The 21798-nt window shown below is 34.3% G+C and carries 21 protein-coding genes and 1 riboswitch; of the genes, 15 read left to right on the top strand and 6 right to left on the bottom strand.

Going from position 1 to position 21798, the window contains the following annotated elements:
* Positions 1-381 precede the first annotated feature (381 nt).
* The 4 genes from IEU88_RS06810 to IEU88_RS06790 all read left to right on the top strand — a co-directional run bounded on the left by IEU88_RS06810 (position 382) and on the right by IEU88_RS06790 (position 3360).
* A complete protein-coding gene (locus IEU88_RS06810; protein ID WP_276307520.1) occupies positions 382-510 on the top strand; it encodes a type I toxin-antitoxin system Fst family toxin in 129 nt (42 codons plus the stop codon).
* Positions 511-928: 418 nt separating this feature from the next.
* Positions 929-1096, top strand: a complete 168-nt coding sequence (locus tag IEU88_RS06805) for a hypothetical protein (protein WP_096811029.1) — start codon at positions 929-931, stop codon at positions 1094-1096.
* A gap of 364 nt (positions 1097-1460) precedes the next feature.
* Entirely contained in the window at positions 1461-1901 is a 441-nt protein-coding gene (locus IEU88_RS06800; RefSeq protein ID WP_103372912.1) for a hypothetical protein, read from the top strand.
* Positions 1902-3198: 1297 nt separating this feature from the next.
* Entirely contained in the window at positions 3199-3360 is a 162-nt protein-coding gene (locus IEU88_RS06790; protein WP_229719032.1) for a hypothetical protein, read from the top strand.
* 277 nt (positions 3361-3637) lie between these two features.
* Here IEU88_RS06790 and guaA read toward each other — a convergent pair whose 3' ends face one another.
* From guaA to xpt, 4 genes are read right to left on the bottom strand one after another with little or no spacing between them, the layout of a single operon-like run.
* A complete protein-coding gene (gene guaA, locus IEU88_RS06785) occupies positions 3638-5179 on the bottom strand; it encodes a glutamine-hydrolyzing GMP synthase (RefSeq protein WP_096811033.1) in 1542 nt (513 codons plus the stop codon).
* A 20-nt stretch (positions 5180-5199) separates the two neighbouring features.
* Positions 5200-6666 (bottom strand): IMP dehydrogenase, encoded by a 1467-nt coding sequence (gene guaB / locus IEU88_RS06780; protein ID WP_096811034.1) that lies wholly within the window; start codon positions 6664-6666, stop codon positions 5200-5202.
* Between the two features lie 37 nt (positions 6667-6703).
* Positions 6704-7972, bottom strand: coding sequence for a xanthine permease PbuX (gene pbuX, locus IEU88_RS06775; RefSeq protein ID WP_096811035.1), 1269 nt, complete (start codon positions 7970-7972; stop codon positions 6704-6706).
* A complete protein-coding gene (gene xpt, locus IEU88_RS06770) occupies positions 7969-8550 on the bottom strand; it encodes a xanthine phosphoribosyltransferase (RefSeq protein WP_096811036.1) in 582 nt (193 codons plus the stop codon). The genes pbuX and xpt overlap by 4 nt, the downstream gene beginning before the upstream one ends.
* Before the next feature lie 245 nt (positions 8551-8795).
* Positions 8796-8898, bottom strand: a riboswitch (purine riboswitch).
* A gap of 226 nt (positions 8899-9124) precedes the next feature.
* On the opposite strand from xpt, the gene IEU88_RS06765 reads away from it, so the two are divergent.
* From IEU88_RS06765 to IEU88_RS06750, 4 genes are all read left to right on the top strand, one after another.
* Positions 9125-9538 (top strand): general stress protein, encoded by a 414-nt coding sequence (locus IEU88_RS06765; protein WP_096811037.1) that lies wholly within the window; start codon positions 9125-9127, stop codon positions 9536-9538.
* 300 nt (positions 9539-9838) lie between these two features.
* Positions 9839-10504, top strand: coding sequence for a hypothetical protein (locus IEU88_RS06760; RefSeq protein WP_103372911.1), 666 nt, complete (start codon positions 9839-9841; stop codon positions 10502-10504).
* A 121-nt stretch (positions 10505-10625) separates the two neighbouring features.
* Positions 10626-11675, top strand: a complete 1050-nt coding sequence (locus IEU88_RS06755; RefSeq protein WP_096811039.1) for a prolipoprotein diacylglyceryl transferase — start codon at positions 10626-10628, stop codon at positions 11673-11675.
* Between the two features lie 252 nt (positions 11676-11927).
* Positions 11928-13310: an L-cystine transporter gene (locus IEU88_RS06750; RefSeq protein ID WP_096811245.1), complete on the top strand. Its 1383-nt coding sequence runs from the start codon at positions 11928-11930 to the stop codon at positions 13308-13310.
* A 318-nt stretch (positions 13311-13628) separates the two neighbouring features.
* Here the strand turns inward: IEU88_RS06750 and IEU88_RS06745 are convergent, their stop codons facing one another.
* Positions 13629-14198: a hypothetical protein gene (locus tag IEU88_RS06745; protein WP_103372918.1), complete on the bottom strand. Its 570-nt coding sequence runs from the start codon at positions 14196-14198 to the stop codon at positions 13629-13631.
* A 77-nt stretch (positions 14199-14275) separates the two neighbouring features.
* On the bottom strand, positions 14276-15031 hold the full coding sequence (gene nfsA / locus IEU88_RS06740; protein ID WP_096811040.1) for an oxygen-insensitive NADPH nitroreductase: 756 nt from the start codon (positions 15029-15031) through the stop codon (positions 14276-14278).
* 336 nt (positions 15032-15367) lie between these two features.
* On the opposite strand from nfsA, the gene IEU88_RS06735 reads away from it, so the two are divergent.
* From IEU88_RS06735 to ahpC, 7 genes are all read left to right on the top strand, one after another.
* Positions 15368-17359, top strand: a complete 1992-nt coding sequence (locus tag IEU88_RS06735; protein WP_103372910.1) for a catalase — start codon at positions 15368-15370, stop codon at positions 17357-17359.
* 304 nt (positions 17360-17663) lie between these two features.
* The gene (locus IEU88_RS13870) at positions 17664-17768 is read left to right on the top strand and encodes a helix-turn-helix domain-containing protein (protein WP_232514185.1); all 105 of its coding nucleotides are present in this window, start codon (positions 17664-17666) and stop codon (positions 17766-17768) included.
* A gap of 30 nt (positions 17769-17798) precedes the next feature.
* Positions 17799-18014 (top strand): hypothetical protein, encoded by a 216-nt coding sequence (locus IEU88_RS13865; RefSeq protein ID WP_318270860.1) that lies wholly within the window; start codon positions 17799-17801, stop codon positions 18012-18014.
* 248 nt (positions 18015-18262) lie between these two features.
* Positions 18263-19201 (top strand): LytTR family transcriptional regulator DNA-binding domain-containing protein, encoded by a 939-nt coding sequence (locus IEU88_RS06725; RefSeq protein WP_103372909.1) that lies wholly within the window; start codon positions 18263-18265, stop codon positions 19199-19201.
* Positions 19202-19297: 96 nt separating this feature from the next.
* Positions 19298-20146 carry an ABC transporter ATP-binding protein gene (locus IEU88_RS06720; protein ID WP_096811043.1) on the top strand — a complete coding sequence of 283 codons (849 nt, stop codon included), beginning with the start codon at positions 19298-19300 and terminating at the stop codon, positions 20144-20146.
* Position 20147: 1 nt separating this feature from the next.
* The gene (locus IEU88_RS06715; RefSeq protein ID WP_096811044.1) at positions 20148-20858 is read left to right on the top strand and encodes an ABC transporter permease; all 711 of its coding nucleotides are present in this window, start codon (positions 20148-20150) and stop codon (positions 20856-20858) included.
* 364 nt (positions 20859-21222) lie between these two features.
* Entirely contained in the window at positions 21223-21792 is a 570-nt protein-coding gene (ahpC, locus tag IEU88_RS06710) for an alkyl hydroperoxide reductase subunit C (RefSeq protein ID WP_103372908.1), read from the top strand.
* The last annotated feature ends 6 nt before the right edge of the window (positions 21793-21798 follow it).

Here is a 21798-nt window from a genome sequence, read left to right as displayed (position 1 = left end):
AGATTTACTTTTATTTATATTTATACTAAGTTAATGTTTGATGCTTTACCTTTTAAATAAAGCAGGATTTTTCTATCTGAGCAAACTATTTTCTCAATACAATATATCCGGAAAAATACTTTTTCTAGCGCTTTATATTTTTGAAAATACTTCATTCGTATTTAGCTATCCCCTAAATTTTAAATATTTATGACCTGCTCAAGTTGGTTTTTATGGAAGTGGTTCATTCTATTTCTATCACTAAAATCAGTTAGTTTTACAGAAAGAAAAATGGAGTACATACCCATTTATCAAAAACGGAATATTTTTCTCATTTAAAGATAGTATAATAATGAAATCGCTTATCTCTCAGGCGTCAAATTGACGTAGAGATGAGGTGCTATGCTGATGAGCATCTTTGTTCATATCATTATCACAACAATTAGCGGTTGTATCGTTTCATATTTTACACATTGGCTGTGCAATCACAACAAGAAGGAAAAACAGGTGGCTTTATCAGTCAACACCTAAAAACCCCTCACTATCGCACCGCGTAATGGGGCTGGTGAACGCAAAATGGTATAGCATTCCATCATCATATCTCTTTTTTACAACTATACCATCTCGTTTTTTAACGTTTACTTCTCTATGTTAACGATACAAATCACTTTAAGATATTATTCACAATAAATAATGACTGTATTTCCTCTTGTCAGGCACCTATTAAAATAGCGATTTAATAACAAAAATTAAAAACCCCTAGTCCAATGATTTGGTCAAAAATTCGAAAGCTATTCATGATACCTTCAAAAATAATAGTACTATGCTAAATCTTTACATTTTGTTATGGTTTAAGGTAATTAGTTTTAGGTTTAAACTGTGCACAATAATTTGGTAAAACAGAGTATAATATAATAAAAATAACAAGCAATAGCAAAGGAGTTCACATATGAAATTTATAAACTTTACTGCGATGACAGAAAAAGGCTTAAATAAAAAAGTAAATGAATTTTTAGAAGAAAACCCTTATATCGAAATTCTCAAATTTGATTATCAAATAGGTTACAGTGGTTATGGCGTAGGTATACTTTATAATAAAGTTAAAACGCAATCTTGAAATTAAAAGATTGATTAGTCATGGCGATTCATTCAAACATTTATTTAGAAGGGAAACAATGAATAAAGCGATATACTTACACCACACAGTCAACATTGTACTTATGATGACGCTAATCGCTTTGAATTTTTTAGATATTGGCGGTCTAACTACTTCGATCATATAAACCGTTGTATTTTTCAGTAATGCTATGCTTTTATTCAGAACTAATAGTAAAAAAGTAAGAGAAGATGGTCTGTCGATAGAAGATACACATAAATAATCCTACTTGGTAAGCAAGCCTTAATAAACTATGCCTTTGTTATAGTTTTGGTACCGCGTTTAGCTATAAAATCAAATTTAATTAGCGAAAAGGTGACAGCCTATGAATTATAAAAAACACCTTCCTGGAAAATGGAAAATTGTTGCTACTTCATTTAGCATGTGGAAATCGGATAAAAATAAAAATCCTACCATTACTTATTCATTACATAAGGATGTTCCACTCATTTTTAATGATTTAGTAGAATATAAGAAAAATCATAAATTGAAAAGTGTTACTGGCTATGACAAACTTCGTAATGAGTCATTTATTTGGAGAGGCAAAGGATGGTTAAAACCATTTACTAGTAAGTGGAAGGTGTTATATTTAGATTCAGACCTATTAATTATGAAATTTAGCGCCACTCTTATCACACCCTCTGGCATGGATATTTTAGTTAGAAATACAAAGGATATCTCCTATTACAAAGAACGAATAAATGGCCATCCAAAATTATTTAACTTAAACACTGTAGAAACACAAAATCTACATTGGCTTTACTAAACCTACCTTTAATTTCGTTCATGCTCCTGATCTATAATATGAGCGTTACAAAAAGAATTTAAATCGTTCTGAACTAGCAAACCTATTCTGTTACTGAAAAATGGTAGCATTCTATCAATCAAATGGCATATCTTGTAGTAATTTGTGCTATATGCTGAAGCGAAATATTTCAAGAATAAATTACATAAAACGACATAATAATCACTTTCATAAAGGAGTCTTAAATTAGAAACGATCATAGCTATATTAATAAAAGCAATTGATTTCATATTGAGCGTCATCCCAGAAAGTTTATTATATATTGGCAAGCTATTTAAACGTAAGGAAAAAGGTAAGTATAAAGCACAATAAATCAAATAACAAACCACTTTGAATTTCTGCGTACACACGCCTTATTTCAAAGTAGTTTATTAAAAAGCGACAAGGAGCATTGGTATGAAAGACGATAAATTGAGAACAAGCAACTCAAATATTAAAGCAATTTTCCTCACTATCTTACCTATGCATATATTTTTTATCGCACTATCAATTTATAATATATTAACCAAAGATAGTATACTTGCATTATCTTTATCTATATTCAGTTTAATGATTTTTACATCTATGTTAACACTATTTTTAAATACATATATGATTTCTAAAACCAAAAACAATTCAAGGTGAGACCGTGTCATTAAATGAAAACTAAATTGATGATACATAAAGGATATTTACTATGCGTTTACCAGTCGCTATTGTTTTAGGGGTTATTTTTATAATGGGTTATGTTTATTTTTGGACATTCGTATTTCTTTGGGAAAATAAAAAATAAGTAAAGCCCAACGGCCTTAGACCTATGACTAAGAAAACATTTTATATCGCTTTCATTGGTAATGGGTTTATCGCTTCTGCTTTCATTGGTATTGCAATATACTCAAGTTATTTTAAATAGCCAATTAACGTGTCTATAATCGAACACATTGTACGAAATGGCCATAAAAATATAAAGAGGTTCTAAAATTGGATATACTTATTGGTTTAGTGATTAAAATAATAGATATAGTTGTAGCTATAGCAAGTTTTTTTGAATGGAAAATATCAAGGTTATTAAGTAACCTTTTAAAACGTAAAAGTAAAATTGAAAATAAGAAGAACAAATAGTAGTCATAACTACGCACTTCAGTACACATACACGCTACTTTAAATTTTACTATACATCGTAGACTTAATTTTAAGAGCATATTGCATAAAGAAAAAGAAAGGAAAAGTTTAAATGAATAAAGCAATGATTGTGCATCACACACTCAACATTCTCCTAATGATTATCTTAATAATAGTAAATTTCTTTAATACTTTGAATTTACCAGTATCAATAACGCTAGCCACTTTAATTCTAGTAAATGCTATTTTATTAATTAGAGCAAACAGTAAACAAGTTAAGAATAATGGCATTACTATAGATGACTATAAAAAGAAATAATATAACTTTTTGGGGAGCAGATTATGAAATTCGGCAATTCATTATAAATATGATTATAATGATCTACTTATGGCTATCCCATTATTAGTAGTGTCTATTTTTGTGCCGGTTATATTTGTGATACTTCTTATACGTATTATTTGCGGATTCGAAAAGAATAAATAAGAGCATTTTACGAAATCTGGTAATCAAAAAATTGTACCATCCTCTTTGATAAAGAACCACACAAAAACAACCCCTTAAGCCTATGCCTAAGGGGTTTCATCATTTTATACTATTATTCCCACTCGATTGTGCTTGGTGGTTTAGAAGTAATATCATAGACAACGCGGTTAACGTGGTCTACTTCATTTACGATGCGGCTTGAAATTTTCTGTAAGACTTCCCAGTCAATGCGGGCAAAGTCACTTGTCATACCATCAATAGATGTCACTGCGCGGATACCTACAGTGTGATCATACGTACGGTAATCTCCCATAACACCTACTGATTGAATACCCGGTAAGACAGTAAAATATTGCCAAACCTCACGTTCAAGACCTTCTTCACGGATGACTTGTCTTAAAATCGCATCTGATTCGCGTACGATTTCAAGTTTATCTTCTGTAATTTCACCCAGTACACGAATCCCTAAACCTGGTCCTGGGAATGGTTGTCTCCATACTAAGTGTTCTGGAATGCCTAATTCAATACCTAATTCACGTACTTCATCTTTAAATAATGTATTAATTGGTTCAATTAATTGGAATTCCATATCTTCTGGCAATCCACCTACATTGTGATGAGATTTAATCGTTTGTGCTGTCTTCGTGCCTGACTCGATAACATCTGTGTACAACGTGCCTTGTGCTAAGAAGTCTACACCTTCTAGTTTAGATGCTTCATCATCGAAGACATAAACGAATTCGTTACCGATGATTTTACGTTTTTGTTCTGGGTCTGATACGCCTTGTAATTTACTCATAAAACGTTCTTGAGCATTAACACGAATAATATTCATGTTAAAACCTTCACCGAATTGTTCCATGACCATGTCGCCTTCGCCCTTACGCAATAAACCATGGTCTACAAATATACATGTCAATTGGTCTCCGATTGCTTTGTGTAATAGCACTGCAACAACGGATGAATCCACGCCACCACTCATTGCGCAAAGTACTCTACGGTCACCAACGAGCCCACGAATTTTCTCTACCTCAATATCGATAAAGTTTTCCATTGACCATTCACCTGTACAGTCACACACACGGCGTACGAAGTTACGCAGTAAATCGTTGCCAAATTCTGTGTGGCGTACTTCTGGGTGGAATTGTACGCCATAGATACGACGCGATTTGTCTTCAATTGCTGCATAGTTTGTACTTGGACTGTCTGCAATCACTTCAAAGCCTTCTGGAATTTCGATGACTTTGTCTGAATGACTCATCCACACATTTTGTTCTTCAGGTAATCCAAAGAATAACTCATCTGTCTTAGCGTTAATCACAGCTTTACCATATTCGCGTTCATTAGCGCGTTCAACTTTTCCACCTAATAACTTAGTAGTTAGTTGCATACCATAACAAATGCCTAAAATAGGCACGCCTAAATTGTAAATCTCTGGATCAATTGTGAATGAATCTTCCTCATATACTGAATTAGGTCCTCCTGAAAGGATAATACCTTTCGGGTTCAAACGTTTAATTTCTTCAATACTAATTTCATGGTCATGTAACTCACTATACACGCCCATTTCACGTATACGACGTGTGATTAATTGGTTATATTGGCTACCAAAGTCTAAAACAAGTATGAGCTCTTGCTCTTTCGCCATTTCCATAGATTTAAATCTCCTTTAACTTAGAATGAATAATTGGGTGATTCTTTTGTAATTTGCACATCATGTGGGTGGCTTTCTGCTAAACCAGCTGGTCCCATACGTGTGAATTGAGCTTCTTCTCTTAACGCTTCTAAGTTACTTGAACCAGTGTAACCCATACCTGATCTTACGCCGCCCATAAGTTGATAAATTGTGTCTTGTAATGGGCCTTTGTAAGCAATACGTCCTTCAATACCTTCTGGAACGAATTTTTTCGGTGTTTTATCTTCTTGGAAATAACGATCGTTTGAACCACTTTCCATTGCACCTAATGAGCCCATACCTCTGTACACTTTATATTGTCTACCTTGGAATACTTCTGTATCGCCTGGGCTTTCTTCAGTACCTGCAAGCAAGCTACCTAACATAACTGCATGTCCGCCAGCAGCTAGCGCTTTAATGATGTCACCTGAGAATTTAATACCACCATCAGCGATAATCGCTTTACCTTGTTTACGCGCTTCTGAAGCACAGTCGTACACTGCTGTAATTTGTGGTACACCAACGCCTGCAACAACACGTGTTGTACAAATTGAACCAGGACCGATACCAACTTTAACAACATCAGCACCCGCTTCATATAAAGCTTTCGTACCTGCAGCAGTAGCTACGTTTCCGGCAATTAATGTAACTTGTGGGAATTTTTCTTTAATATGTTTAACTTGTTCTAATACGCCTTTAGAGTGTCCGTGAGCTGTATCAATAACTAATGCGTCTACGCCAGCTTCAACTAATTTTTCAGCACGGATATCGGTATCTTTTGCGATGCCGATTGCTGCGCCTACTAATAGTCTGCCAAGTTTATCTTTAGCAGAATTTGGGAATTCAAGTACTTTTTCAATATCTTTAATTGTGATTAAACCTTCTAATTTCCCGTCTTTAACTAAAGGTAACTTCTCAATTTTATGTTGTTGTAATAATTCTTCTGCTTCATCTAGTGTAGTACCAACTGGGGCTGTGATTAAATTTTCTTTCGTCATAACATCTGAAATTTTTATAGAAAAATCTTCAATAAAACGTAAGTCACGATTAGTCAAAATACCAACTAATGTTTTATCTTCTTCATTATTTACAATTGGCACACCTGAAATGCGGTATTTGCCCATTAATGCCTCTGCTTCAAACACACTTTCTTCTGGCGTTAAGAAGAACGGATTTGAAATGACACCATTTTCGGAACGTTTCACTTTTTGGACTTCATCTGCTTGATCTTCGATATTCATGTTTTTATGAATAACACCTAGGCCACCTTGTCTCGCCATTGAGATAGCCATTTTAGATTCCGTTACAGTATCCATACCTGCTGAAATAACAGGAATATTCAGTTTAATACCTTCTGATAATTGAACACTTAAATCTACTTCTTTCGGTAATACATCTGATTCTGCTGGCAACAATAACACATCGTCAAAAGTTAAAGATTCTTTTTCAAATTTATTTTCCCACATATGAATACAGCCTCCTAATATTTGTTTTATAGCTCCATTATTCCATAGTTTCTACATTTTGTTGATTCTTAATGCCGTTAAAAAAGAAATTCAAAACAATTGCTGAAATAGCACCAAGTACAATACCATTTTGAGTCAACCATGCGAATTGGTCGCCTAAAGCTTGAAATGCTTGTGGTACTGCACTTATACCCGTTCCTAGTCCAACTGATACCGCAATAACCAACAAATTATTTTGATTCTTGAAATTAATATTACCTAATATACTAACACCATATGCCATTACCATGCCAAACATAGCTATCATCGCGCCGCCTAATACAGGCAGCGGGATCATATTAGCTAAAGCACCTAATTTAGGAATACAGCCACAAATGATGAGTAGGATGACCATACCATAAATGACTTTATTCTTTTTAGCGCCTGATAATGATACTAGTCCCACGTTTTGAGAATATGCTGTATACGGAAATGCATTAAAAATAGAGCCTAAAATAATCGCGATACCTTCAGCAGTATAGCCTTTACGAAAATCTTTTCTCTCTAAGCGCTTCCCTGTAATTTCACTTAATGCGTGGTAAACACCTGTTGATTCTATCAAGCTGACTAATGCAACGATAAAGAACACTAAAGTTGCACCAAAATCAAAACTGAATGTTGAAAATCTAAACGGTTGTGGCAATGCAAACCAATGGGCTTCTCCAACTTGTTTAACGTCTACAATGCCAAACGTTGAAGCTAAGACGGTGCCAACAACCAAACCAATCAATATGGCAATCGATTTTAAGAAACCGACTGTAAAGCGTTGTACAATTAATATGACAATTAATGTGATAACACCGAGCATGATATGCTTAGCGTCACCAAAGTTTTTAGCGTCTTCTCCACCCGCCAAATAATTCATTGCTACTGGCATTAAATTAATACCTATGATAGTAACCACACTACCTGTTACAACAGGCGGGAAGAATTTAACTAAATAAGAAAAGAATGGTGCGATTATAACGACTAATATACCTGATAAAAAGAGGGAACCATATAAGTCGCCTATGCCTTTCGTTTGGCCAATTAAAATCATCGGCGCAACTGCAGTGAATGTGCAGCCTAAGACAATGGGTAAACCAGTACCTGTCCCTTTCCACACTTGCAAGAATGTAGCCACACCGCACATAAAAATATCTACAGTAACTAAAAATGCAATTTGTTCTGGCGTGAAGTCTAAGCTCGTCCCGACAATTATCGGTACAAGAATTGCACCAGCGTACATCGCTAAGAGATGTTGTAAACTTAAAATAAAGGTTTTCATGATTGTTCCTCAACAAATGTCACTTTATTACCACTAAGAGAAGCAACTTTACATAGGGATGAAACTTTCAACCCAGCTTTTTCCAAACGCGCTCTCCCTGGTTGAAAACTTTTTTCCACTACAATGCCAACACCTATAGTTTCAGCATTTGCTTGTTTAACAATCTCATTTAAGCCTAACGATGCATCGCCATTAGCTAAGAAATCGTCTATGATTAATACTCGATCATTTTTATCTAAAAATTCATCTGAAACCATAACAGTACTTGTCGTATTTTTGGTGAATGAATGGATATCAGCGTAGTAAGCCTCTTTGGTTAATGTACTTGGTTTTGCTTTTTTAGCAAATAAACACGGTACATCAAAATGCATCGCTGCCATAATCGCTGGTGCAATACCAGATGCTTCAATGGTTAATACTTTAGTAACCCCTTCATCTTTAAATTGATTATAAAACGTTAGCCCTACGTCGTGCATCAGCTTTGCATCAATTTGATGATTTAGAAATCCATCTACCTTCAAAATCTTCTCATCAATAACAACGCCGTCTGCCTCAACTTTCCGTTTTAACAAATCCACTCAAAAAACCTCCTCATTTTGTATACAAAAAAAATCCTAAACTAACCTAGTTTCAGGATCTATGAGTGAACGTGCAATACTATAAAGAAGTGATGTTCAACTTACAACTTGCGCTGCATTAATCAATGCTTCTACATTCATTTCCCTATTTATGTAAAAATGAAAAACAACAATGGTTTATAAGTGTGCTAATTAAAAGGTACATTTCCCAAATCATACTTTAAAACGATTGAAGTTGAATGTCTCGTATTGTATTGGTTACTCATAGTCATGTCGTTAATGGCAACATGGTAGAAACTTCTAGAGCCGTATCCTCTAGATTATATGAGTTAGATAAATTATTAACTGATGATAGCAAATTTTCGCGTTGTTTTCAATACAATTATTATAAGTAAGCGTTTTAAAAAGATAGATTTATTATTAAATATGTACTTTAGTAAACGTTTTCTTTACTGTAAAATCAAGATTGTCAGATGCGTAACTTCATTATATAATAAAATTGTATTCGTTTTATCTAACCATTAATAGGGAACACATTATAGAAGTAATAGAAAAACGGACGGAGGGACAAACAATGGCTGATTTTACAATCATACAAAGTAGAGAAGAAATACTGCCTACAATTGAAAAGAAACTTTCTGAAGGATATGCTGAATCCGAAATTTCAGTTATAAGTAAGACTAAATTGCATTTCGAAGAATTACACGATTCTGAAGTGAACTTAACAGCTACAAGCGGTTCATTTAGTGACAAAATGGCTAAAATTTTAACTGGCGAAGATGGCGAAGAAGTGGTTTTATCTTATTATGATATTAGTGATTATGATAAAGAGCGTTATAAGAAAGAAATTTTAGATAATAATTATCTTATTATCGCTGCTAAGGATCGTTCTTCTCATGAAGAAGTTCAAGAAGCCAACGCTGCTTATGCTACTGATCTTTTTGAAGGCACGCATTATTCAGAAGAGACCGAAGGACCAAAATCTTAACCTTCTTAATCATTCATACTCGTTGAGTGGCTTAAGTAATGGTAGACCTATGTTTATATCAATATACTAAACTTATATGATAAGTGGCTCATTTTTAAAATATACATATATGATATTTTAAAATTTTAGCCACCTTTGTTAGGGGCGAGCATATGAAATCAATTTAATTATTTTGATTTCTGTCTCGCCCCTCTTTGACTTCTTCAACGCATAAAATTATTTTTAAAATCTTTAAGCAACTTATGTCCACTGTTTTACTATGTTATAATGAACGCATTATTATTGGGGGGACGTCTTTCTATGGAATTTAAAACGATTCAATCAATCGATGATCCGTTATTCAAAGCCGCATTGGCGTTATATGATAAACAATTCGGCATTGATTTATCTGAAGATGAACAAATATTTAAGCAATCTTTAAAAAATGAACATACCAAAGATGATTATATCTTTTTAGTTGGGATACAATCAAATGGAGTTGTCAGCTTGGCTACAGCACATTATGAAGCTACTACAAATTCTTCTTTTTTAATTTATCTCGTCGCAAACGATCAACCAGACCATGATGAAGTAATTACCAAAACTTTAGGGCGTATAGAAAAGGAAATTAGTTATTTATCGAATCAATTACATGCGCATGATGTCAATTTTATTATGCTAGAAGTGCCTAAAGAACCTGACCAAGTTTCAGAAGAAGAAAAAGCAATTTTGAACCATAGACGTGATTTCTTATTTAATCATGGTTTCGAAAAACAGTATGACCTTGACTATTTAGCGCCCAATTCAGACGGTTTCTCGGAAGGGTTACCTAAAGATTTATATATCAAATCAAATATCGAGCTCACTAAAGATATTTACGGACCAAGCATCAAATCTAACTATATCTTAAAATATGTCTTTGCTAATAGAATTTCTAGAAGTATTATTTATCCGTTATTAGAAGAGATGGACTTACGTAAATCATAGAAGACACCACTTGAAATCACTATAAAAACAGTTTAGACTAGCATAGAGGTAAGGCTGACGTTTCACTAACCGAAGACAAACGTCGGTATACATAAAAATTATGATGAAAGGACTTATTTCTATGTTAACTAAAGAATTTGCACAACGCGTTGAGCTAAGCGAAAAACAAGTCCGTAAAATCGTTCAGCATTTAGAAGAACGCGGTTACCAACTTAGCAAGACTGAATACCGTGGTCGTGAAGCCACAGATTTCCAAGAGGAAGATATCGAATTATTCCAAGATATCGCTGAAAAAGTCAAACAAACGAATAGTTATGACTTGGCTTTCGAAGAACTTGAAAAAGAAAAAGACTTCTTACAAGTATTAGTCAAGGATGATGATAACAATCTTCCTTCTGACCAAAATGTTTCTTTACTCATTGAAGACTTACGCAGTGAAATCCAAAAAATGCGTGACGAGCGCCAAATGCTTGGTCAAATGATTAACCAAGTTCATCATCAACAACAAGAATTGCACAAAATGCAAAACCAAATTACATCTCAATTAGAAGAGAATACAGAATCTCTAAAAGCGATTCAATCATCAACAGATGAGATTAAATCTACTCAGAGTGTTATCCAAGATTCACAAAAAGAGCAAACTGAACTTGTGAAATCCAATGTTGAAACAGAACAAGTACACACTAACCAAACAACTTCGGATGATCAAACAACTTCGTTCACAGAAAATACAACTGAGCAAGTATCAGCAAAATCAGACGATAAAGAAACGGATAAGTCCGTTGATGACGCTGCAAACGATAGTGCCAAAAATGCGTCAATCCAAACTGAAAGCGAAGAAATCACTCAAATTAGCGAACAACCTTCTGAACAATCAACAAATTCAGAAAATGACCAAGCAACACCTGAAAGTGGTGCAACTAAGCGTGAAGCATCCACTGATGAATCAGAGCAAAGCGCCGATGCGGAGTCTAATAAAGAAAACGATGCAAGTGTACAACCTACAGACATCGATAATAAAGAAGAAACCGTATCAACTACTAACGAATCAAATACGCCAGGACAAGAAACAGATGCATCTCAAGAGACACCTTCTTATTCTTCACCAATAGCTAAAGAAGAACCTAAAGAAGAACGCAAAGGATTTTTTGCACGTTTATTCAATTTATAATAGTGAAAATAGCACGCCATCCTAAAATTAGGATGGCTTTTTTATGTTTAACCCCCCTACTCCAATCCCTTTATGCCTTGTTCCAACCGCATGTATATCCTATATACAACTACCACAAATTGGGTGTTATATAAATTTCTTAAAATTTTTTGAGTAATTGACTTGAATATTATTTGTTTTGCTACTATCCTTAGTATGCGTATCGGATTTCAAAAAATTAATTTAAATTTAGAAAGTGTAGGTCCTGTTTTTATGTTATTAACAATTCTTAATATCGTTATTTTTGTGGCCTTCCTCATCGGTTTATATGTAATGGCAAGAAGACACGTTTCATTTCCTAAACGTGTCTTCACAGCGTTAGGCATTGGGATTGTCTTTGGGATCGCTATCCATTTAATTTACGGTGTGGATTCAAAGGTTACTAAACAAACAACAGATTGGTTTAGTATCGTTGGAGATGGCTACATCTCATTCTTACAAATGATTGTTATACCTTTAATTTTCATTTCAATCGTTTCAGCTTTTACAAAAATCCAAATTGGAGAAAAATTTGCTAAAATCGGCATTTACATCTTCATTTTCTTAATCGGTACTGTTGCAATTGCAGCAGTCATTGGTATTATTTCAGCCTTAGTATTTGGTTTAGACGCTTCAACAATCGATTTAGGTAGCGCTGAAAGTTCAAGAGGTAGTGAACTTGCAAGCCAAGCTAAAGATATGACAGCGAGTACGTTACCTCAACAAATTTTAGAGTTATTACCAACTAACCCATTCTTAGATTTCACTGGCCAACGTACGACTTCTACAATTGCTGTAGTTATCTTTGCTGCGTTTGTCGGCTTTGCATTTTTACGCGTTATGCGTAAACAACCTGAAAGCGGACATTTACTTAAACGCGGTATCGATGCTATTTATAGTATTGTTATGTCTATCGTAACTTTTGTATTACGCTTAACACCTTATGGTATTTTAGCTATCATGGCGAATACCATCGCAACAAGTGATTTTGGCGCAATATGGACATTAGGTAAATTTGTGATTGCATCTTATGCAGCATTGATTGTCATGTATATCATTCATTTGATTATCGTGACAGGTATCGGCTTGAACCCCGTTACATTTGTTAAGAAAACATCTGAAGTACTCTTATTTGCGTTTACATCTCGCTCAAGTGCAGGGGCGTTACCTCTAAACGTTCAAACACAAAAAAACCGTTTAGGTGTACCAGATGGTATTGCTAACTTCTCAGCTTCATTCGGTCTTTCAATTGGTCAAAATGGCTGTGCTGGTATCTATCCAGCGATGCTTGCTGTCATGGTAGCACCAGCAGCTGGCGTCGAAGTTAACTTGCAATTTATTTTATCTGTAATTGGCATTGTTATTATCAGTTCATTCGGTGTAGCTGGTGTCGGAGGCGGAGCAACATTTGCTTCTATCATTGTGTTGTCTACATTAAACTTACCAGTTGCATTAGCAGGAGTGTTAATCTCTGTAGAACCATTGATTGACATGGGTCGTACCGCATTAAATGTTAACGACTCTATGCTTGCAGGTGCTGGCACTGCTAAACTAACAAACAACTTAGATTCTGACACTTATCATTCCAAAGATTATGGTGAAATTACAAGTTCCTAATCTATCATTACCTTTTACCCCGAATATAGATTAGAACTAAGACATCCATTACGATGCTCCTTCTAAAGTAGACACTTAACAGTGAAAACTTTTTAGAAGGAGTTATTTTTATGTCTAAAATCAATTTTATCTAGGGTGATTTCAATTCATTTATGTAAGCAGACGTTTTTAATAAACAATTGAATAAGTTGTTATTTTTTAGCTCTTAGATGTTCATAATGCTTTCTTAAATATATAAACTATATATTATTTTAACAATCAAAAAAGCACGTTTCTTGGATATGTCTTAGCCATATCCAAGAAACGTGCTTTTAGTCATTAATATTCAGGTTTAAATGGACCCCAAGTAATTTTCTGTTTACCATCTAATGGAATTGAATCTATTGTGTTAGATACATCATCAAACCACTTTAAAAAAGCTGGGTTTTTATCTAAATAGGCTTCTGCACTATCTTCACTAATATCATGTAAATACCAAGCCTTACTCTCGAACTCATATTGAATTTGTGAATAGGCAAGCCGTGTGATATCAACACTGTCATACAGGCAGTTCACATGCTTAACGAGATTAGGTGCTTGTGAAATTAGGCTATTAGATATAATGTTTTTATGCGTTTGGTTATCTAAATCATTCCACATTCTTAACTGGCCGTCCATTTGAAAGAATATATCTATCGTGGAGTCATCCTCATTGAACGAAACAAGGATAAATACGCGCTCTGCTGTATGATCAACTGAATTTATCGCTCCGACGATTAATTTTTGAGCCATCTTTACCCAATAGGCTTGAGCTTCTTGAGGGGTTAGTTTACTGCTAGAAGAGTAAATATAGTTTTTATTTACATTGGAATCTCCATGCGTCTTCTTTCCAAATAACTTGTCAAACATGCTCAACATAACCAACCCCTTTCTAAGAGATGAACTTTCCCCATCCTAAATGGTGTTCAACAGAAGTTGTCAGTTTACTATTTTTGAATAAAACCTGATTTATTCAATTGCTCTAACATATCTAATCTCTGTTTAGCACTCATAAAATTAGAGATTTGTTCTGACCATGTTTCACTACGTTCTCCATTTGTGCGAGATGCATAATACTTACTAACTGTTTGATCATAAGCACTTAATGCTCTCCGTTGCACTTCTTTATCGCTGTTATACTTGTTTTGATGGAAGACATGCTCGATTGGTAAACGTGGTTTAGGGCTACCATTTTCGTTATCTGCTGGTATACCCAATGCCATTCCAAACAACGGGAAAGTATGCTCTGGCAATTCTAAAATTTCACGTACACGTTCAACATCGTTTCTAAGCGATCCTAAATAGACCATGCCGTAGCCCATATCCTCAGCCGTAGTAGCAATATTTTGAGCAACTAATGCCGCATCAATTGTACCTACTAATAGTCCTTCTGCTGATTCAAAAGACGTCGACATATCATTTTTAGAATTTTCATTCACAATTGCATGTCTATAATAATCCATTACAAAGACGAGCAAATAGCCATTTTCAACTACATAGGGTTGACCAGAGACTTCTTTCAAATCTTCTTTAACCTCAGGGTCATCAATACCGATAATTGAATACGCTTGTAAATAACTGGATGTCGAAGCACTTTGCCCTGCTTCAATTAATTGTTTAACGCTCTCTTCTGAGACAGGATCTTTCTTGAAACTTCTAACCGAATGATGTTTTTTCAATAAGTTGTATACATAATCAGACATGTCATATCCGCTCCTCTTTATGTAAATGTTTATAGTATTTAAATGATAACAAAGCTTGTATTTAATTGCTCATTATCTGTTTACCCATTTTTTATTATTTCAAAATAATTGAATACTGATATAAATTAAATTAGTGCTATATTTGTAAATGAATTTTTGAAACGCATGACATAATAGTTAAAAATTAATTTCGACCTGCTTTCCTTTGCGTGACAATGCTTTTTATACATGTTCAAATCATATTGATGAAAACTTCATTATATAATCAATCATTTACAACTAAAATGTTTTCTAAACCCATTAACGTGGAAGTCATAATGTAAGGGGGGAATTATTTTGAGTAACAAAAAACAAGATCAATTAAAAAATGTAGAAAAAGACAATGACGAAAAAGCAATGACGACGAATAATGGTGTCAAAATAAGCGAAGATGAAAATACCTTAACAGTAGGAGAACGTGGCCCCAGCTTATTAGAAGATTTCCATTTCAGAGAAAAAATCATGCATTTCGACCATGAACGTATCCCAGAACGCGTCGTTCATGCACGCGGTTTTGGAGCTCACGGTGAATTCCAAGTATATAAAGATTTATCAGAATACACTTCTGCAGACTTTTTAACACACCCCGAAAAAACAACGCCAGTGTTTGTTAGATTTTCAACCGTTCAAGGCTCTAAAGGTTCTCCAGATACAGTCAGAGACGTACGTGGTTTTGCCACAAAATTCTACACAGATGAAGGCATTTTTGATTTAGTAGGAAATGACATCCCAGTATTCTTTATCCAAGACGCAATCAAATTCCCAGATTTAATTCATGCAGTTAAGCCAGAACCACACAATGAAATGCCTCAAGGTGGTACAGCGCACGATACATTTTATGACTTCTTTGCCCAAAATCCTGAATCAACACATACAACTGTGTGGGCAATGAGTGATCGTGGTATACCTAAGAGCTTCAGACAGATTGAAGGTTTTGGTATTCACACTTTCCGTCTAGTGAACAGTGAAGGCGGCTCGTATTTCGTTAAATTCCATTGGAAGCCGCTTCAAGGTTTAGAAGGTTTAGTATGGGACGAAGCTCAAATGTTACATGGTAAGGACGTAGACTTCCATCGTAAAGATTTGTATGAATCCATTGAAAAAGGCGATTACCCTGAATGGGAATTAGGTCTCCAAATTATACGTCCTGAACAAGAATTCGATTTTGATTTTGATATTTTAGATCCAACTAAAATTTGGCCTGAAGATCAGGTCCCAGTTCAAAGAGTTGGTAAAATGACATTAAATCGAAATGTTACTAACGTTTTTGACGAAACTGAACAAGCGGCTTTCCATCCTGGTCATATTGTACCAGGTATCGATTTCTCTAATGACCCATTATTACAGGGACGTTTATTCTCGTATACAGATACGCAAATCACTAGATTAGGTGGTCCAAACTTCAACCAAATACCAATCAACCGTCCTGTTAACGAGGTACACAATAACCAAAGAGATGCCATGCATCAAATGAACGTGAACAAAGGACAAGTAGCTTACCATAAAAACGCACTTAACAACAATGATCCTCATACAACACCTAAAGAAGAAGGCGGCTATGAACACTACCAAGAAAAAGTCGAAGGCCGTAAAATCCAAAAACGTAGCGAAAGTTTCAAAGATTATTATAGCCAAGCTAAACTTTATTTAAATAGTTTAACGCAACCTGAATTTGACCATACTGTAGATGGTTTCTCATTTGAAATAGGCATGTGTGATTCTATTATGGTTAAGCAAAATGCAGTTAACCAATTAAATAAGGTAGACCGCACTTTAGCTGAGCGTGTAGCTAAAAATGTAGGTGTCGAAGTACCTGAAGTAAATGAAGAAGTAAATTCAGACGAAAAAGATAGCAAATTATCAATGGAAGCACTAGATATTCCATTAGCTGGTCACTCTGTAGCAGTAGCAGTAAATGGCGATATCAGTGCGGATACATTGAAATCTTACGCTAAAACATTTACAGAAAACAAATTGAATTATGCGTTCGTTGGACAGCACCCTAAAGATATTTCAGAAGAGTTCGGTATCACGGAAACATTTGATACTGCTCATCCAACACTATTTGATAGTTTAATCGTTTTATCAGATGGCAGCGACATTCTTCCACCTGTTGAAGAATTCGCAGAACTCACGTATAAGCACAATAAACCATTAGTGGTGAACCAAGCAGCTTCTCAAGGCTTAGCAGGTGCTAAGTTAAATTTAGAAGCTCCTGGTGTCTTTGTTTCAGATGACCCTCAAACAATTGTGCAAGCATTTGAACGCAAAAGATATTGGGACAGATAATCTTTTTAATCACTAGCAAACTATATACAGGTTAGTCACCTTCCTAATGGAGGCGAGTTAAGAAATTAAATTGTTACTTTTAATTTTTTCTCGCCTCCGTTTCTTTTATCCATTAAAATATTGTGTAAGTAGATATTAGATTAATTATAGCTTGCGGCGACATAGATGGATGATGCTTTACCCGCATACGTTTCAAAAATCCTAAAGGCGCAATAGCGCAACCTCAAGTTGCCTTGTAGAAAATAATTAGGCGCGTGACCTTATACTCACATTACTTTATTTTTGAATACAAGGCGTGGTTAATATGGAAATTGGTTCAAGCATCAAAGAACAACGCGAACTCAAAAATGGGTCGCAAGACGAACTAGCTGAAATACTAAACATTTCACATCAAAGTATTTTTAAATGAGAGTTAAATAAAGTCTACCCTAGTATTGATATGTTCATTAAAATGAGTGATTTATTCGATGTTTCTCTAGATGAACTAATTAAAGGTGATAAAAACTTTAAGGAAACTACTATCGAAACCTACCAACAACCTGTTTCAAACCAAAATCACCATCCTATGGATGGTTGGGAATTTCTGTCTAATTACTGGTGGCTCTTCTTTCCTGTCGTTGTTACAATTTGGTGGATGCTACAAACATTTCATTAATTTGTCTAATCTCATACAGTTCGTTTCCAACACATTAGATAAAACATCATGCGCTTTTGGTTAAACGGAGATTTATAAATCATACATGCAGCAAACACCTCCGCTATAGATTAAACTACCTCAATATAAGAGAGAAGTAACAAAGCGCATTTTTGTTATTTCTCTCTTATTTTCTTTTAGAAATGAACACACACAGCGGTATAAGATTGTTATACTATGTTACAAATATACTAAATGAGGTGTCAGTTATGGTTGATAACGTAAAATTGTTTATATATGCTGATAAAGAAGTTGAACTCAAACATCACCTAGCTACGATAGTGACAGAAAACGAACTTCAATATTCTATTATCAACTTAAATCATAATTACGCGCATTTTAAGACTTACACGCTTGACGAGCCACTCCCAGAACGTATGAAAGTCAAAGAAATCATTAAATTTTGGTGCAAATGGTATAGCTCCAGTCTCGCTAGCGAAACCATCATACACAAATGCAATCTCGCAATATTTAGTCAAAAACGAATTAAAAAACTTTCTAATTCTGAACTTAAGCTATTACATATCGCTAAGCTTGTGATAGTGCCAGAATCAAAATTTATTATAAAAGAACCCCTACAAAACGTCACAATTGAAACAAAATATACGATTATTAATTTACTTAATGAGTTAAGTACATCTAATACCATTATTTCATTAACAAATCACACTGAAGAAGCGCTTCTAATTAGTGAATATTGCTATCGTTTTAACAAAAATTCATTCAAACCCATAGCGCTTTCCAACGACAATTCTGAAAAGTATGCATCATCTATTGCCGAAAATCAAACACACTTAAGTCGTCAGCCGATCAGAAGACTAACAGTGAAGACAAATGAAAAAACAATGTTCCTTGACCCTATAGATATTGATTATTTAGAAGGCCAAGATGGCAAAGTAGTCATTCATGTGGGCGATGAACAATATATTCATGACACGACATTACAAAATATAGAAACGCTTATCACTCCTTATGGTTTCTATCGATGCCACCGTTCGTATATTATTAATTTACAAAAAATTAGTGAAATTATTTCATGGTCTAAAAATAGTTACTCTATTCGACTTAATACTTCCAAAGATACACTAATACCTTTATCAAGACAAAAAGCTAAAGATATTGAACAATTTTTCAATATTTATGAGTAACATTTCACTGTGATATAGATACAATTCACCTTCTTTTGACTGTACAGCGCTCCTGTAAACGATAAACTGTTGTTGATTTCAAAAGGAGGTTTTTTCATGGATAATGTAATTGAAATGGAAAATGTAACGAAGTCTTTTAAAAATAAAGATGCTGTTCAAAACATGAGTTTCACCGTAAAAAAAGGAGAAATTTTCGGTTTTCTTGGCCCAAGCGGCTCTGGAAAAACGACGACAATTAAAATGCTAACTGGTTCCTACTGTCAGTCTAAGGGTAGTCTAACGGTGTTAGGTTATCGTAATGAAAACATTGGTTCTAATGGATTTATAGATCAAATAGGTATACTATCTGACCACAGTACTGCTTACGAAAGACAAAGCATTGCAGATAATTTGAAATTATTTGCGAAATTAAATGATGTGCCGTTACAAAAAATAGATGACACTTTAAATTTTATTGGTTTAACTCAAGATAAAAAAACATTGGTTAAACATTTATCAGCCGGTATGAAGCAGCGCGTTTTATTAGCAAAAGCATTGATACACGAACCAGAATTACTGTTTTTGGATGAACCTACTGCTTCATTAGATCCCTTAACGATTCAACACATACACAAAGGGCTTAAAGCGCTCAACGAACGAGGTACAACGATATTTTTAACGACGCATAATATGCAAGAAGCTAACGACCTATGCCATCGCGTCGCATTTATTGAATCTGGCATACTAAAAGAAATCGATACACCTGATAACTTTAGATTTAATCATTCGAACCATACGATTAAAGTGATGCACAAAAACAATCGGTCCAAGACTTTACCCATGACTAGTGAATCAGCCCAATATATTTCAGATATGTTAGAAGCTAATGATTTAAAATATATTTCCTCTGATTTACCTACATTAGGTGATGTATTCTTAAAAATCACAGGAAAGGAGCTCGTTTAATATGAATACCACACGTTTATCTGCCCTATTAGAAAAAGATCTAAAAGAAGCCATACGTAACCCATCTATTATATTTATGCCAATCATTATATTGTTTGTTAGCTTTTTCTACAGTTTTATAATGTCTGAAATAGGCAACGCTACTTCAGCCACAATCCTAATGCAATTTATTGTGGTTAATATGGCGTTTGTGATGGTGGCAACTGCGACAATCATCACGATGTTTGCTGAAGAAAATGAAAAAGGCACTTTAAAAGGATTAATTGAAACGCCCGCATCAAAAGTTGAGATATTATTATCAAAAGCCATTATAATGACAATACTTACTATCATTACAACTATCTTAAGTCTCCTAATTCTTGGTAGTTCTATTCATTTTGGTTTTCAAACTTATATCGGACTTGTGATCATGTTGTTTTTCTATCTTATATTAGGCTTAACATTAGGCCTTTTATCTAACAGTACCGGAGCAGCTACAACGTATACAATGCTACCCTTCTTTATATTTGGTATGATACCTTTATTTGAAATGATGAAGGATGTCTTAGATTTAGGTTTCTTTGAAAAAGTATTAAACTGGTTACCTTTCGGACTCGTTTTAGAGTTAGAAACAAATCACGCAACGTTAAATTTAATTTATTTAATGATTTGGTTAATTGTAAGTATCATTACTTTAACATTCGTTTATGATTACAAGTTCCGAAAGCGTTAAGAATGTTCACAAATTCGTTATAATTTACTTCAAACGCATTATATCAATATTCTATAGCCTTTCTTCTCAATTTCATATGTTTAGTTGAGAATTGAAAGGTTATTTATATTTTATGAAAGACTATATAAACAATGTATATGCTTTCATTTTTGTATGTGTAAGCATGACTCAAATTGTCTGTCAACGCAAATAGCGCGCACGCTTTAAATCTATTATGATTCAAGCCCTCTATTGTTGACGAAATACGTACTACATGCAATAATAGAAAATGAAAGATTAGAATTATTATAATTAAGAAATAATAATAATCTAATCAATAATATTTTACATTAACAATAAGTTATTAAATAGGAGGATGTTTTACATGTCTTTAATCAACAAAGAAATTTTACCATTCACAGCTAACGCTTATGATCCAAAGAAAGATGAGTTTTTCGAAGTTTCAGATGAAAACTTAAAAGGTGCTTGGAATATCGTTTGCTTCTACCCAGCAGACTTCTCATTCGTATGCCCGACTGAATTAGAAGATTTACAAGGACAATATGACAAGTTACAAGAACTAGGTGTCAATGTATATTCAGTATCAACTGATACTCACTTTGTACACAAAGCTTGGCACGATCATTCTGAAGCGATTAATAAAATTCAATATACAATGATTGGTGACCCTTCACAAACAATCACTCGTAACTTTGAAGTATTAGATGAAGAACTTGGCTTAGCTCAACGTGGTACATTCATCGTAGACCCTGATGGTGTTGTTCAAGCAGCTGAAATTAATGCAGACGGCATTGGCCGTGATGCAAGTACATTAGTACACAAAATTAAAGCAGCACAATATGTACGTCAACACCCAGGTGAAGTATGCCCAGCAAAATGGGAAGAAGGTTCAGAAACATTACAACCTGGTCTTGACTTAGTAGGTAAAATCTAAGGAGGC

The sequence above is a fragment of the Staphylococcus nepalensis genome (assembly GCF_014635045.1).
In the GTDB taxonomy this organism is placed as follows: Bacteria; Bacillota; Bacilli; order Staphylococcales; family Staphylococcaceae; genus Staphylococcus; species Staphylococcus nepalensis.
This window is presented reverse-complemented; position numbering and strand designations above follow the sequence as displayed.

Coding starts and splice junctions, on each gene's coding strand:
- IEU88_RS06800 (WP_103372912.1), top strand. CDS start 1,461: ATGAATTATAAAAAACACCTTCCTGGAAAATGGAAAATTGTTGCTACT.
- IEU88_RS06725 (WP_103372909.1), top strand. CDS start 18,263: ATGGTTGATAACGTAAAATTGTTTATATATGCTGATAAAGAAGTTGAA.
- pbuX (WP_096811035.1), bottom strand. CDS start 7,972: ATGAAAACCTTTATTTTAAGTTTACAACATCTCTTAGCGATGTACGCT.
- ahpC (WP_103372908.1), top strand. CDS start 21,223: ATGTCTTTAATCAACAAAGAAATTTTACCATTCACAGCTAACGCTTAT.
- IEU88_RS13865 (WP_318270860.1), top strand. CDS start 17,799: ATGTTCATTAAAATGAGTGATTTATTCGATGTTTCTCTAGATGAACTA.
- IEU88_RS06715 (WP_096811044.1), top strand. CDS start 20,148: ATGAATACCACACGTTTATCTGCCCTATTAGAAAAAGATCTAAAAGAA.
- nfsA (WP_096811040.1), bottom strand. CDS start 15,031: ATGTCTGATTATGTATACAACTTATTGAAAAAACATCATTCGGTTAGA.
- IEU88_RS06745 (WP_103372918.1), bottom strand. CDS start 14,198: ATGTTTGACAAGTTATTTGGAAAGAAGACGCATGGAGATTCCAATGTA.
- IEU88_RS06760 (WP_103372911.1), top strand. CDS start 9,839: ATGGAATTTAAAACGATTCAATCAATCGATGATCCGTTATTCAAAGCC.
- IEU88_RS06765 (WP_096811037.1), top strand. CDS start 9,125: ATGGCTGATTTTACAATCATACAAAGTAGAGAAGAAATACTGCCTACA.
- IEU88_RS06810 (WP_276307520.1), top strand. CDS start 382: ATGCTGATGAGCATCTTTGTTCATATCATTATCACAACAATTAGCGGT.
- guaB (WP_096811034.1), bottom strand. CDS start 6,666: ATGTGGGAAAATAAATTTGAAAAAGAATCTTTAACTTTTGACGATGTG.
- IEU88_RS13870 (WP_232514185.1), top strand. CDS start 17,664: ATGGAAATTGGTTCAAGCATCAAAGAACAACGCGAACTCAAAAATGGG.
- IEU88_RS06805 (WP_096811029.1), top strand. CDS start 929: ATGAAATTTATAAACTTTACTGCGATGACAGAAAAAGGCTTAAATAAA.
- IEU88_RS06750 (WP_096811245.1), top strand. CDS start 11,928: ATGTTATTAACAATTCTTAATATCGTTATTTTTGTGGCCTTCCTCATC.
- IEU88_RS06790 (WP_229719032.1), top strand. CDS start 3,199: ATGATTATCTTAATAATAGTAAATTTCTTTAATACTTTGAATTTACCA.
- guaA (WP_096811033.1), bottom strand. CDS start 5,179: ATGGAAATGGCGAAAGAGCAAGAGCTCATACTTGTTTTAGACTTTGGT.
- IEU88_RS06755 (WP_096811039.1), top strand. CDS start 10,626: ATGTTAACTAAAGAATTTGCACAACGCGTTGAGCTAAGCGAAAAACAA.
- IEU88_RS06720 (WP_096811043.1), top strand. CDS start 19,298: ATGGATAATGTAATTGAAATGGAAAATGTAACGAAGTCTTTTAAAAAT.